The organism is Streptomyces sp. V4I2 (assembly GCF_030817655.1).
GTDB classification, from domain to species: domain Bacteria; phylum Actinomycetota; class Actinomycetes; order Streptomycetales; family Streptomycetaceae; genus Streptomyces; species Streptomyces plumbiresistens.
The window spans coordinates 8,209,748-8,222,151 of sequence record NZ_JAUSZM010000003.1; the positions used below are offsets into that span (position 1 = coordinate 8,209,748).

Annotated in this window: 9 protein-coding genes; 7 read left to right on the forward strand and 2 right to left on the reverse strand. The window is 72.2% G+C overall.

What is annotated here, in order from left to right; genetic code table 11:
• The first annotated feature begins 7 nt into the window (after positions 1-7).
• Positions 8-760: a class I SAM-dependent methyltransferase gene (locus QFZ76_RS38540; protein WP_307678003.1), complete on the forward strand. Its 753-nt coding sequence runs from the start codon at positions 8-10 to the stop codon at positions 758-760.
• On the opposite strand, the gene QFZ76_RS38545 is transcribed toward QFZ76_RS38540, so the two are convergent.
• A complete protein-coding gene (locus QFZ76_RS38545) occupies positions 718-4,050 on the reverse strand; it encodes a tetratricopeptide repeat protein (RefSeq protein WP_307678004.1) in 3,333 nt (1,110 codons plus the stop codon). The two genes, QFZ76_RS38540 and QFZ76_RS38545, sit on opposite strands and share 43 nt — an antisense overlap.
• Before the next feature lie 179 nt (positions 4,051-4,229).
• Here QFZ76_RS38545 and QFZ76_RS38550 point away from each other — a divergent pair, with 179 nt between their 5' ends.
• The 5 genes from QFZ76_RS38550 (at position 4,230) to QFZ76_RS38570 (ending at position 8,820) form a co-directional block, all read left to right on the forward strand.
• The gene (locus QFZ76_RS38550; RefSeq protein ID WP_307678005.1) at positions 4,230-5,102 is read left to right on the forward strand and encodes a TIGR03619 family F420-dependent LLM class oxidoreductase; all 873 of its coding nucleotides are present in this window, start codon (positions 4,230-4,232) and stop codon (positions 5,100-5,102) included.
• Between the two features lie 92 nt (positions 5,103-5,194).
• Complete coding sequence (locus tag QFZ76_RS38555; protein ID WP_307678006.1) at positions 5,195-6,166, forward strand: ABC transporter substrate-binding protein; 972 nt, start codon at positions 5,195-5,197, stop codon at positions 6,164-6,166.
• Between the two features lie 22 nt (positions 6,167-6,188).
• Positions 6,189-6,986 carry an ABC transporter permease gene (locus tag QFZ76_RS38560; RefSeq protein ID WP_307678007.1) on the forward strand — a complete coding sequence of 266 codons (798 nt, stop codon included), beginning with the start codon at positions 6,189-6,191 and terminating at the stop codon, positions 6,984-6,986.
• A gap of 338 nt (positions 6,987-7,324) precedes the next feature.
• The gene (locus tag QFZ76_RS38565; protein ID WP_307678008.1) at positions 7,325-8,056 is read left to right on the forward strand and encodes an ABC transporter permease; all 732 of its coding nucleotides are present in this window, start codon (positions 7,325-7,327) and stop codon (positions 8,054-8,056) included.
• An 8-nt stretch (positions 8,057-8,064) separates the two neighbouring features.
• Entirely contained in the window at positions 8,065-8,820 is a 756-nt protein-coding gene (locus tag QFZ76_RS38570; RefSeq protein ID WP_307680250.1) for an ABC transporter ATP-binding protein, read from the forward strand.
• A 5-nt stretch (positions 8,821-8,825) separates the two neighbouring features.
• On the opposite strand, the gene QFZ76_RS38575 is transcribed toward QFZ76_RS38570, so the two are convergent.
• Positions 8,826-10,070: an endonuclease/exonuclease/phosphatase family protein gene (locus QFZ76_RS38575; protein ID WP_307678009.1), complete on the reverse strand. Its 1,245-nt coding sequence runs from the start codon at positions 10,068-10,070 to the stop codon at positions 8,826-8,828.
• 168 nt (positions 10,071-10,238) lie between these two features.
• On the opposite strand from QFZ76_RS38575, the gene cyc2 reads away from it, so the two are divergent.
• Positions 10,239-12,395 (forward strand): germacradienol/geosmin synthase Cyc2, encoded by a 2,157-nt coding sequence (gene cyc2 / locus QFZ76_RS38580; RefSeq protein WP_307678010.1) that lies wholly within the window; start codon positions 10,239-10,241, stop codon positions 12,393-12,395.
• Positions 12,396-12,404: the final 9 nt, after the last annotated feature.

Sequence of the window (12,404 nt, forward strand, 5' to 3'; positions counted from 1 at the left end):
GACGTCATTGACCCCGCGGTACCTCAGAAATCCAGGGGAGCCCGTCTACGACGTGCACGCGCGGCGCTATGTCGACGTCACGGACGCGCGTGACGAGTCCGACCTGCACGACGTGTTCACGGACATCTACCGAACCAACCGCTGGGGCTCCGACGAGACCCGCTCCGGACCCGGCTCCGAACTGCAGCGCATGAAGCGGGTCATGGGCCAAATAAGCGAACTGGTCCTGGAGTTGGGCGTCCGCTCGGTACTGGACGCGCCGTGCGGCGACTTCAACTGGATGCGCTACGTCGACCTGCACGGCGCCGACTACCTCGGCGGAGACGTCGTCGCGGAACTCGTCGAGAGCAACCGCGCCCGACACCGCTCACCCGGCCGGGACTTCCAGCTGCTCGACTTCACCGCCCAGCCCGTGCCGCGCGTCGACCTCATCCTGTGCCGGGACGCCCTCGTGCACTTCTCCTACCAGCACGTGGTCGAGGCACTGACCCGCTTCCGGGAGAGCGGCTCGCGCTACCTGCTCACCACGACCTTCTTCGGCACCTCCGCCAACACGGACATCCTCACCGGCTGGTGGCGGCCGATCAACCTGCGGCTCGCCCCCTTCGGACTGCCCGAGCCGCTGCGGGTGATCGGCGACGACGAGTCCGACGACTTCTACGACGACAAGGCGCTCGCGCTGTGGGACCTCGGGCAGATCCCGGCCCGCTTCCCCGGCTACGAACCGGCGGCGGCCGAGTCGGGGTCGCTGGGCGCGTGAGCCCCGGGGACGGCCGGCGGACCGTCGTCCGTCATTCCCCGCGCACCGGCGCGCATGCGAGCCACCACGTGCAGCGCCTCCTGCGCCGCCCGGGTCCGCGGATGCCGTAGCCCCAGCACCTCCTCGCACGCCTCCCGGACCTCGCCGAACTCGGCCTCCGCGGCGGCCAGTTCACCCTTCGCGGACAGCAGGTCGGCCAGGTTGTGCCGTACCGCCAGCGTCCCCGGATGCCGGGGCCCCAGCGTCTCCACGCAGTCCGCCAGCACCGTCCGGTACTCCGCCTCCGCCCGCTCGACGCGCCCGCGCAGATGCAGGACGTGGGCCGCGCCGTGCCGTACGGACAGGGTCAGCAGGTGCTGTTCGCCGAGCACCGTCCGCCGGGCCTCGTACACCTCGCGGAACTCGGCCTCCGCCGCCTCCAGTCGGCCCCGGTCCGTCAGCAGGTCGGCCAGGTTGTGGCGGACCGCGAGGGTGCCCGGGTGGCGGGGGCCGAGGGTGTCGATGCAGTCGGCGAGGACCGTGCGGTACTCGGTCTCGGCCCGGTCTGTACGCCCGCGCAGATGTAGGACGTGCGCGGCGCCGTGCCGTACGGACAGGGTGAGCAGGTGCTGTTCGCCGAGCACCTCGCGCCGGGCCGCGTAGACCTCGCGGAACTCGGCCTCCGCCGCCTCCAGTTGGCCGCGCTCCATCAGCAGGTCGGCCAGGTTGTGGCGGACCAGCAGGGTGTGCGGGTGCATGTCGCCGAGCAGCCTGCGGCGGACCTCGAACACCTCCCGGAACTCGGTCTCCGCGTCGCCCGGCCAGCCCCGGTCGCGCAACACGGTGGCCAGGCCGTGCCGGGAGGCGACCGTGTCGGGGTGGTCCTCGCCGTAGGAGTCGCCGCGCAGCTCCAGCACCGTACGGAACTGGCGCTCCGCCTCGACCAGCAGGCCGCGGTCGCGCAGCACGTCGGCGAGGTCGTGGCGGACGGCGAGGGTGCCGGGGTTGCGCTCGCCGAGGACCTCGGCGCACACCTCCAGGGTCTCCCGCAGCTCCTGCTCGGCCTGCCGGAACATGCCCCGCTCGTGCAGCACCTGGGCCACGTCGTGCCGGGTGGCCAGGGTGTCGGGATGGCGGTCGCCGAGCGCCTCGCGGTAGGCGTCGAGGACCAGGCGGTACTCCTCCTCGGCCTCCGCGAGGAGACCGCGTTGCTGGGCCATGCGGGCCACGCCCTTGCGGGCCGCGAGGGTCTGCGGGTCGCGCTCGCCGAGCAGGGTGCGCCGCGTCGCGTACACCGTGCGGTACTCGGCCTCCGCCTCGGCGGGCCGGCCGCGGTCGGCGAGCAGTTCGGCGAGCGCGTAGCGGGCGTCGGCGGTCTCGCCCGCCGCGTCGCCGAACAGGGCGCGGGTGTCCTCCAGGACCGTACGGACCAGGGACTCGGCGGCGGAGAGCCGGCCGCGCAACTGGAGCAGGTGGGCGGCGGCGGACCGCACTTCGAGCGCGTCCGGGTCGCGCGGGCCGCAGGCGAGGACGATGGGCTCGCAGGCGTCGAGGACCGCCTCGGCCCGGTCCAGCCAGCCCCGCCGGAACAGATGACGCGCCCCGGCCGCCGCCGCGCGCAGCGCCTTGGAGACCAGCTCGTCCTCGGCCTCGTACGGATCGCCGATCAGGGCGAGCGGCGCGTCGACGTGCGGGAGCAGCAGCCGCCAGCGCGGCCAGTCGCGCGGGTCGTCCTCGCTGAGCTCGGCGGTGGCCGCGACGACCAGGTCGGCGACGACCGCGCCGTACTCCTGGAGGTGTTCGGCGAGGTCCCGCTGTCGGCGGCCGGCGTCCCGGACGAGCGGATGCATCAGCAGGGAGCGCGCGTGCTCGTCGCCGCCGCGTGGGGTGTGCAGCTCGATCAGGCCGAAGTCGGCGAGCGAGGTCAGCGCCGTGTAGAGCTCCTGCGGGGTGACGCCGGGCAGCAGCCGGGAGGCGGCGAGCCGGTCCGGGCGCAGCAGCCCGACCAGGGGCACCGGCGCGTCGCCCAGACAGCACAGCAGCCGCATCAACGGCCGGGCCCGGGAGATGTCGCGCCGCTCCAGCAGGTCGAGGGAGAGCTCCCAAGTGCGGCTCACCGGAACGGTGTTGGTGCCGCCGGGCTGGCCGGGCGGGTCCTCGTCGAGGAGTTCGGTGAAGCGCTCGTCGAGGGCCGCGTGGTAGTCGGCGTACGTCCGTACGGCGCTGGTGCCCGGCCAGGCCGGGAACGCGGACGCCGCCGCCAGGTACGAGCCCGCGATGCGCAGCGCCAGGGGCAGCCCGCCGAGGCGCCGGGCCAGCAGTCCGGCGTCCTCGCGGGACCCGGCCCGCGGCCCGGCGAGGTCCCACAGCACGTCGGTGGCGTCGGTCTCGTCCAGCGCGTCCACCGGGTGCAGGGTCGCCCACGGCCCCCAGGTCGCCGGGCTGCTGTCCCGGCTGGTGATCAGCACCAGGCCGGGCAGTTCGGCGGCGGGCCGGATCCAGCCGGTGCCCTCCGCCAACCGTCCGTGCGGGGCGAGGTGTTCGGGCTCGTCGGCGTTGTCCACGATCAGCAGCCACGGGTCCGCCCGGTCGCACAGCCGCCGCCACAGCAGGTCCGTGGCGCTCGAACGCCCCGACCAGGCCCGGTCGATGAGATCGGCGGGCGTGCCCAGCGCGGCCACCACCTCGCGCATCCCGGCGCTCAGCGCGGCCGGGTTCGACGCGGTCACCCACCACACGTCCACGCCCAGCACGGAGGCGTACGCGGCGATCTCCAGCGCGACCGTCGTCTTGCCGCCACCGCCCATGCCGTGCAGCACCCGCACACCCGAAGTCTCCTTGCCCACCAGGCACTTGAGTGTGTCGAGCAGCGGCTCGCGCCCGCGCACCCGGCGATCGAGACGGCCCAGCGGCGGGGCGACGGTCAGGGCGCCCGGCGTGGGCGACTCGGGCGCCGTCGCGGGAAACCCGAACTGTGCCTGCTGGGCATAGATGACGACCGACCGGTCCGCCACACCGGAGAACTCCTCGACGAACGCGGTCAGTTGGCCGGACAGCTCCGGATCCCGGGCCAGCAGCGTGCGCAGCGTGGCGTCCCACCGCTCCCGCTCCTCGCGCAGGATGATCTCCTGCCGGCCCGGTGACGCGGCATCGAGCGCCGCCCGCGCCCGGTCCAGCTCCGCCACACCCTCACGCCCCAGGATCCGGGCGATCCGGTTCCGGGCCGCCTGCCACGCGTCCGTGGTCATCAGCGCGACCATCGTGCCCGCGGCGGCGGCAGCGGTCTGGGTGAACAACTCTGCCCCGAACATCGAGGACCCCCTGTCGGCACACACCTCGACGGCTACGTCCGAACCCCTCTCCCGGCTTCAGGGTCTCATGTCCCGTCCACGGAAGGGGATTTGAGAGCGTAGGTGAAGTTCGACAATGCGGTATCGGGGGCGGCGGTCGCGGTGTTGTGTCCCGTGACACCGCACGAGGGGAGCCGTACATGCGTATCGGAGTGGCACCGCACCGCCTGTGGCCCGCGGGAGAGGACGAGCTCGACGGCGTCCTGGAAACGGCCCGCACGGCCGAGGAACTGGGCTTCGACCACGTCATCGCGAGCAGCCACCTGCTGGCCGGGGATCTGGGCGTCACTCCGGACCCGCTCGTCCTGTTGTCCGCCGTGGCCGGGGCGACCACCCGGATCGGCCTGGTGACCAGCGTCCTGATCCTTCCGCTCTACAACCCGGCCGTGATCGCGCACCAGAGCGCCACCCTCGACCGCCTCTCGGGCGGCCGCTTCACGCTGGGGGTCGGGACCGGCTGGGACGCCGAGGAGTTCGCCGCCGCGGGGGTGGCGTTCGCCGGGCGCGGCCGGCGCGCCGACGAACAGCTGGCCGTCATACGGGGTCTGTGGCGGGGCGGCGAGGGGCAGCCGCGGCTCGGGGTGCGGCCGCGTGCGGACGGCGGTCCCGGGGTGTGGGTCGGCGGACACAGTGACGGGGCGCTGCGCCGCGCGCTGCGGTACGGCGACGCCTGGCACGGCTCCGGCCTCGACGCGGCCGGGCTCACCGAAGTGCGGGACCGGCTGGCCGTACTCGGGGAGGAGGCGGGGCGGGATCCGGCCATGCCGCCGCTGGAGCTGACGGCGGGGCACTTCCTGCTGCCGCCGGGCTTCGCGGCGGCCGTCACCCCGCCCGGGCGTCGTCCGCTGGGCGGTGCGGACGCGACCGCGGAGAGCGTACGGGAGGAACTCGGGCAGCTGGCCGACGCCGGGCTCACCGCGTGCTCCCTGTGGCTGCCGGTGGCCACGGAGGCGCTGCCGGACGCGCTCGCCTGGGTCGCCGACGAGGTCCTCTCGCATTTCTCCAAGGGCTGACGATTTTCTCCAAGGGCTGATGATGGGGCGGACTGACGATTCGGCTTGCTTGTGTGTGGTGATCATGTCAAGCGGGCCTTCATCATGCGCCCATGGCGTTACGACCCTGGCGCACGGGAAGAGGAAGGGCGGCCGTCGCCGCTGCCGCTCTCACGCTGGCGCTCGCGGCCTGCGGCGACGACGGCGACTCGACGTCCTCGGACGGCGGGGGGACGACCATCACCGTGGCCGCGCTGCCGCTGAGCGACTGCGCCATGCTCTACATCGCACAGGACCGTGGCCTGTTCGAGAAGGAGGGCCTGGACGTCCGCGTCCAGCAGATCCAGCAGAGCCTCCAGGCACTGCCCGCCCTGGCCAAGGGCCAGATCGACATGGTCGCCAGCGCCAACTACGTCACCTACCTCCAAGCCCACGAACAGGGCACCCTCGACATCCGCATCGTCGCCGAGGCGATCAGGGCCGCGCCGCGCATGATGGACGTCCTGGTGCCGAAGGACTCCGACATCAAGAGCCTCGCCGACATCGAGGGCAAGAAGCTCGCCGTGAACGTCCTCAACAACGTGCAGTCGCTGACCTTCAACGAGATCCTCGAGAAAGAGGGAGTCGGCGACCCCGTCTACCGGCAGATCCCCTTCCCGCAGATGGGCGCGGCCCTGGAGAAGGGCCAGGTCGACGCCGTGCACGTCGTCGAGCCCTACGACAGCGCCATCCAGGACGAGTTGGGCGCGCGGATCCTCGTGGACGGGGCGTCCGCGCCCGTCGAGTCCATCCCGCTCAGCGGATACATCACCACCCGCCGGTACGCCGACCGGAACGCCGAACCGCTGGCCGCCTTCCAGCGGGCCATCAAGGCCGCCGTGAAGATCGCCGCCGAGGACCCCTCTGCCGTGCGCGACGCGCTGCCGACGTACACCAAGGTGACCAAGGAGCAGGCCGAGTCGATCGACCTGCCCGTCTATCCGCCGGACATGGACGGCGAGCAGATCGCCCGGCTCGCCGATCTCATGCGCAAACAAGGGATGTTGAAGAAGCCGATCGACCCGGCGACGCTGTTGGTGAAGTGAGAGGGCGTCGGCGGTGCGGGACGTGAGGGCGGCACGTCGGGAGTTCGGCCTCGGTGCCCTCGGCGTGCTGCTCGCCTTCGGTGTGTGCGAGGCGGTGAGCCGGGCCGGAATCGTCCGCCGCAGCTACCTCCCGCCCGCCTCCGAAGTCCTCGCCCGCGCCGCCGAGCTGGCGGGCGACGCGGCCTTCCTCGACGGAATCGGCGCCACCCTGCGCGCCTGGGCGCTCGGGCTCGGCCTCGCCTGCGTGATCGCCGTGCCGCTCGGGCTGCTGCTGGGCAGTGTGCCGCTCGTCGACTCCGCCGTACGCGCGATCGTCGAGTTCCTGCGCCCGCTGCCGTCCGTCGCGCTGATCCCGCTGGTCTCCCTGCTGCTCGGCTCCGGCTCCGGCACCGAGGTCGCGCTGATCGCCTACGCCTGCGTCTGGCCCATCCTCTTCAACACCGTCTACGGCCTCGGCGAGACCGACCCCCTCGCCAAGGAAACCCTGCGCGCCTTCGGCTTCGGCCGGCTCGCGGTCCTGCTGCGCGTGGAACTGCCCGGTACCGCCCCCTTCATCGCCGCCGGCATCCGCATCTCGGCCGCGGTCGCCCTCATCCTGGCCGTCGCCACGGAACTCCTCGCAGGCTTCGGCGAGGGCCTCGGCATCTTCATCGCCCAGGCCGGCCTGGCCACGGACGGCACCCGTGACGTGCTCGCGGGGGTGGTGTGGGCGGGGGCGCTGGGGCTGGTCGTCAACGGCGTACTGGTGTGGGGCGAACGACGGTTGTTCCCGTGGACGCCGGAGCATCGGGGGGCCGACGGGGGAGGTGCGCGGAGATGAGCGGGGAGCCGGAGCCGGAGCCGGAGTCCGACGGGGGCGGGTGCGGGAGCCGGCGCGGACCGGGAGGGAATCGCGCACGCCGGGGTGGGGCGGAGGGGGCTTCTGGGGGTCAGGCCGGGGCGGGCGGGGCTGCCGTGTCGGATGGTGCCGCGTCGGACGGGGCCGCCGTATCGGACGGGAGAGCCGCGTCAGACGGGATCTCCCCGAGCTCTCCGCCTCGTACCGGGAGCTCCCCGCCTCGTACCGGGGCCTTTCCGCCTCGTACCGATACCTCCCCGCCCCGTGCCCGCGTCGTGGCGCACCCCGCTCTCCTCCGTTGGTTCGTTCTCGTCCTCGCCGTGGGTGCCTGGGAGGTGGCCGCTCGAGCCCATGGCAGCGTCTACTTCCCGCCCCCGGCCCGTATCGCGCGCCATGTCCACGACCTGTGGTTCTCCGGGCCCGTCCGGCACGCGTTCCTCACCTCGGCCGCCGTGGACGACATCCTGCCCAGCCTCGGCAGGCTGACCGCGGGCTTCCTGCTCGCCGCCGTCGCCGGGATCGCGCTCGGCATCGCGATCGGCCGCTCGCGCCGGGCGTACGCGCTGTGCAACCCCGTCCTGCAGTTCGCGCGGGCCGTCCCGCCACCCGCCCTGGTGCCTGTCTTCGTCGTCGTCTTCGCCTTCGGTACGCCGATGCAGATCGCGTCGATCGCCTTCAGTGCCGTCTGGCCGGTGCTCATCAACACGGCGGCGGGGGCGCTCAACACCGACCCGCTGCGCCTCGACGTCGCCGCCGTCCTGCGGCTGAACGGTGCCGAACGCCTGTGGTTCCTCGTACTGCCCTCCGCGCTGCCCCGCATCTTCGCGGGCCTGCGGCTGAGCCTGTCGCTCTCCCTCATCCTCATGGTGTTCTCCGAACTGCTGCCGGGCACCGCGAACGGCATCGGCTTCACCCTCACCGACGCCCAGTCCCGCTCCGACCTGCTCACCGTATGGGCGGCCCTGGTCCTGCTCGGCGTCCTCGGGTATCTGCTCAACACCGCCCTCCTGGCGGTCGAGGGACGGCTGCTCAGCAGCGGGAAGGCCAGGTGACCGACCACATGCTCGACCTCTCGGCGGTGGGCCAGTACTACGGCGACCACCAGGTCCTGCACGACATCACCCTCACCGTCCCCGACGGCCAACTCCTGTGTGTCGTCGGCCCGTCGGGCTGCGGCAAGTCCACACTGCTGCGCACGATCGCCGGCCTGCTCCCCGCGCGCGAGGGCACCGTCACGATCGACGACACCCCCGTCACGGGCGTCCCCGACCGCCTGGCCGTCGTCTTCCAGGACTACGGCCGCTCCCTCCTGCCCTGGCTCACGGTCCGCGACAACGTCGCGCTCCCGCTGCGCCGGCGGGGCCTCGGCAGGGCCGAGCGGCGCACCGAGGCCGACCGCATCCTCGACCGCGTCGGCCTCTCCGGCACCGCCCGCCGCCACCCCTGGCAGCTCTCCGGAGGCATGCAGCAACGCGTCGCCATCGCCCGCGCCCTGGTCTGCCGCCCCACCCTCCTCCTCATGGACGAACCCTTCGGCTCCCTGGACGCCCAGACCCGCGAGGACCTGGAGGACCTCCTCCTGGAGGTCCACCGCACCGACGGCACGACCATCGTGTTCGTCACCCACGACATCGACGAGAGCGTCTACGTCGGCGACCGCGTCGTCGTCCTCACCCCGGGCCCCGCCTCGAAGATCGCCCTGGACCTGCCGGTCCGGCTCCCCGGTGAACGGGACCAGATCGCCACCAGGGGCCTGCCGGAGTTCGTGGCGCTGCGCGCTCAGGTGGGGCGGGCGGTACGCGGGCAGTTCAGGTGAGGCGGTCAGGTGAGGCGGATGTCCTGCCACACGAGCCGGTGGTCCGACGTCGGCACAGTCGTGCCGTTCCCGACCAGCCGGTACAGCGGGTCGTCCGACGTCGGCCAGAAGACGCCGTTCGCCGCCGGTATCAGCCCCCTGGACGGGATGACGTGGTCGACGCGCAGATTCCCGGGCGCGGTGTCCCCGAAGTCGGCCGTGTCGTACGCCGGATCACCGACGTGCGAGACATTCGCCCCGCCCTGGAGCCTCGCCGCCTCGACACCCCCGGCACTCGCCGGCGGCGTCGACGGCAGGCGCACCGCCGGGTGGTCGAGGAGCAGCCGTACGGCATGGTCGTAACTGTCACCGTCGTACGGATCCGCGTTCAGGTCGCCCGCGAGCACGAACCGCGCCCCGGGCCGCAGTCCGCCCCGGCCGCCCTTGTCGTCGTACAGATACGCGCTGCGCCGGCGTCCGCCTATGTAGTCGGCCCACAGCCGGATCTCGTCGTGGTTGCGTCGGCCGTTGCGGTCCTCGGGCCCGTCGAAGGTGGGCGGCGTCGGATGCGACACCAGGAAGTGCACGGTGTCCGCCGCGGAGTGCCCGAGGCGCACCGGCACGTCCCAGTGGCTCTTGGAGGAGAGCCGCAGGACATCGCGCGCGGCGTCGCTGTAGTACCCCTCGGGCATGACGTTGTCCGGCATGTCCTTCCACAGGAAGCGCTGGAAGGTGCGTATCGCGCGCGTGTCGATCGGGAACTTGGAGAGCACGAGCATGCCGTACTGCCCGGGGAACCAGCCGTAGCCGAAGGCGTCCTGGCCGTACGCGTCCGAACCGGGCGTCGTCACCGCCCCGTTGCGCCCGTCGAGGTCCACCCCCGAGGCCACGCCCGTGTTCACCGGGCCGGTGAAGTGGTACGGGAAGCGGATCGGCCGCGCCCCGCTCTGGCCCACGGCGAGGTAGTTGCGCAGGAACAGCCGGGCCGCGGTGCCGTCCTTGTCGTAGTCGAACTCGTTGACCAGCAGGACATCGGGGTCGACGCGCTGGATGGTCTCCGCCACGTTGCGCGCCTGGGTGTTGTCCGGCGTGGACAGGTCGGTGACCAGCGCGCCCTGGGTGCCGCGGTTCAAGGACGCGTTGAACGTGGCGAACCGGACGGTCCGCCGGCCGGTCGCCGACGCGGGGACCGCGGTGGTGCCGGCCAGGGCCGCACCGGCGAGTGCGGCGAGCGTGGCGCGGCGGGAGAAGGTTCTGGGGTCGTGGTTCATCGGGGCTCCGGTGAGACGGCGGACACGTGAACTGTTGAAGTCTGCGCGCGTAGAGGTGAACGCCACAAGTGCCGCTCATAACTCCCGGGTTCACCCCCGATTCACACGATGGTGTGATCATTCCCCGGCCTGTGGATGCCCCCGCAGGGCCCCGGGTAGGGCCCGGCCATGACGCAGCAGCCCTTCGAACTCCCGCACTTCTACATGCCGTATCCCGCACGGCTCAATCCACATGTCGACGAGGCCCGCGCCCACTCGACCCAGTGGGCGCGCGACATGGGCATGTTGGAGGGCTCCGGGATCTGGGAGCAGTCCGACCTCGACGCGCACGACTACGGCCTGCTCTGCGCCTACACCCACCCCGACTGCGACGGCCCGGCCCTGTCGCTGATCACCGACTGGTACGTGTGGGTCTTCTTCTTCGACGACCACTTCCTGGAGATCTTCAAGCGCACCCAGGACCGCGCCGGCGGCAAGGCCTATCTGGACCGGCTGCCGCTGTTCATGCCGATGGACCTCTCGACGCCGATGCCCGAACCGCAGAACCCGGTCGAGGCGGGCCTCGCCGACCTGTGGACGCGTACCGTGCCGTCGATGTCGGCGGACTGGCGCCGCCGTTTCGCCGTGGCCACGGAGCACTTGCTCAACGAGTCCCTGTGGGAGCTGTCCAACATCAACGAGGGGCGGATCGCCAACCCCGTCGAGTACATCGAGATGCGCCGCAAGGTGGGCGGCGCCCCCTGGTCGGCCGGCCTCGTGGAGTACGCGACCGCCGAAGTCCCCCCGTCCGTGGCCGGGTCCAGGCCGCTCAGGGTGCTGATGGAGACCTTCTCCGACGGCGTCCACCTGCGCAACGACCTGTTCTCCTACCAACGGGAGGTCGAGGAGGAGGGCGAGCTCAGCAACGGCGTGCTCGTCCTGGAGACCTTCTTCGACTGCACCACCCAGGAGGCCGCCGACACCGTCAACGACGTCCTCACCTCCCGCCTCCACCAGTTCGAGCACACCGCGCTCACCGAGGTCCCCGCCCTGGCGCTGGAACAGGGGCTCGCCCCGGACGAGGTGACCGCGGTCGCCAAGTACACGCAGGGACTGCAGGACTGGCAGTCCGGCGGCCACGAATGGCACATGCGCTCCAGCCGGTACATGAACGCGCGGGCCGAGACCACCAAGCCGTGGCAGGGCCTCACCGGCCCCGGCACCTCCGCCGCCGACGTCGGCGCACTGCTCGCCGCGGCCGGCGCCGAACGCCTGCGCGCCTACACCCACGTGCCGTACCAGAAGGTCGGCCCCTCCCTGCTGCCCGACTTCCACATGCCCTTCGAGCTCGAACTCAGCCCGCACCTGGAGGGCGCCCGCAGCCGCCTCACCGACTGGGTGAACGCCATGGGCATCCTCCAGGAAGGCGTCTGGGACGAGGACAAACTCGCCGCGTACGACTTCCCGCTGTGCGCTGCCGGCCTCGACCCGGACGCGACCCCCGAGGCCCTCGACCTCAGCTCGCAGTGGCTCGCCTGGGGCACCTACGGCGACGACTACTACCCCCTCGTCTTCGGCCACCGCCGCGACCTGGCCGCCGCCCGCCTGACCACCGCCCGCCTCTCGGCCTGCATGCCCGTCGACGGCGAGGAGGCCGCCGTCCCGCTCAACGCCATGGAGCGCGCCCTCACCGACCTGTGGGCGCGTACGACCGCCGAGATGACGCCCGACCAACGGCGCACCCTGAAGGCCGCGATCGACGTGATGACCGAGAGCTGGGTGTGGGAGCTGTCCAACCAGCTCCAGAACCGCATCCCCGACCCGGTCGACTACCTGGAGATGCGGCGCGCCACCTTCGGCGCCGACCTCACCATGAGCCTGTGCCGGATGGGCCACGGCGCGGCCGTCCCGCCGGAGGTGTACCGCAGCGGCCCCGTCCGCTCCCTGGAGAACGCCGCCGTCGACTACGCCTGCCTGCTCAACGACGTGTTCTCGTACCAGAAGGAGATCGAGTACGAAGGCGAGATCCACAACGCGATCCTCGTCGTGCAGAACTTCTTCGGCATCGACTACCCGACCGCGCTCGGCGTCGTCCACGACCTGATGACCCAGCGCATGCAGCAGTTCGAACACGTCGCCGCCCACGAACTGCCCGTCGTGTACGACGACTTCGCGCTCTCGGCCGAGGCGCGCGAGGTCATGCAGGGCTATGTCGTCGACCTGCAGAACTGGATGGCGGGCATCCTGAACTGGCATCGCGAGGTCGACCGCTACAAGGCCGACTGGCTGTCCGGCCGTGCCCACGGGTTCCTGCCGGACCGGGCCCCTGTCGTACCGGTCGGCTGACGTCCGGGC

Bases quoted from the DNA above. Each gene is read 5' to 3' on its own strand.
- QFZ76_RS38545 (WP_307678004.1), bottom strand. From the start codon at position 4,050: ATGTTCGGGGCAGAGTTGTTCACCCAGACCGCTGCCGCCGCCGCGGGC.
- QFZ76_RS38550 (WP_307678005.1), top strand. From the start codon at position 4,230: ATGCGTATCGGAGTGGCACCGCACCGCCTGTGGCCCGCGGGAGAGGAC.
- QFZ76_RS38555 (WP_307678006.1), top strand. From the start codon at position 5,195: ATGGCGTTACGACCCTGGCGCACGGGAAGAGGAAGGGCGGCCGTCGCC.
- QFZ76_RS38570 (WP_307680250.1), top strand. From the start codon at position 8,065: ATGCTCGACCTCTCGGCGGTGGGCCAGTACTACGGCGACCACCAGGTC.
- QFZ76_RS38575 (WP_307678009.1), bottom strand. From the start codon at position 10,070: ATGAACCACGACCCCAGAACCTTCTCCCGCCGCGCCACGCTCGCCGCA.
- cyc2 (WP_307678010.1), top strand. From the start codon at position 10,239: ATGACGCAGCAGCCCTTCGAACTCCCGCACTTCTACATGCCGTATCCC.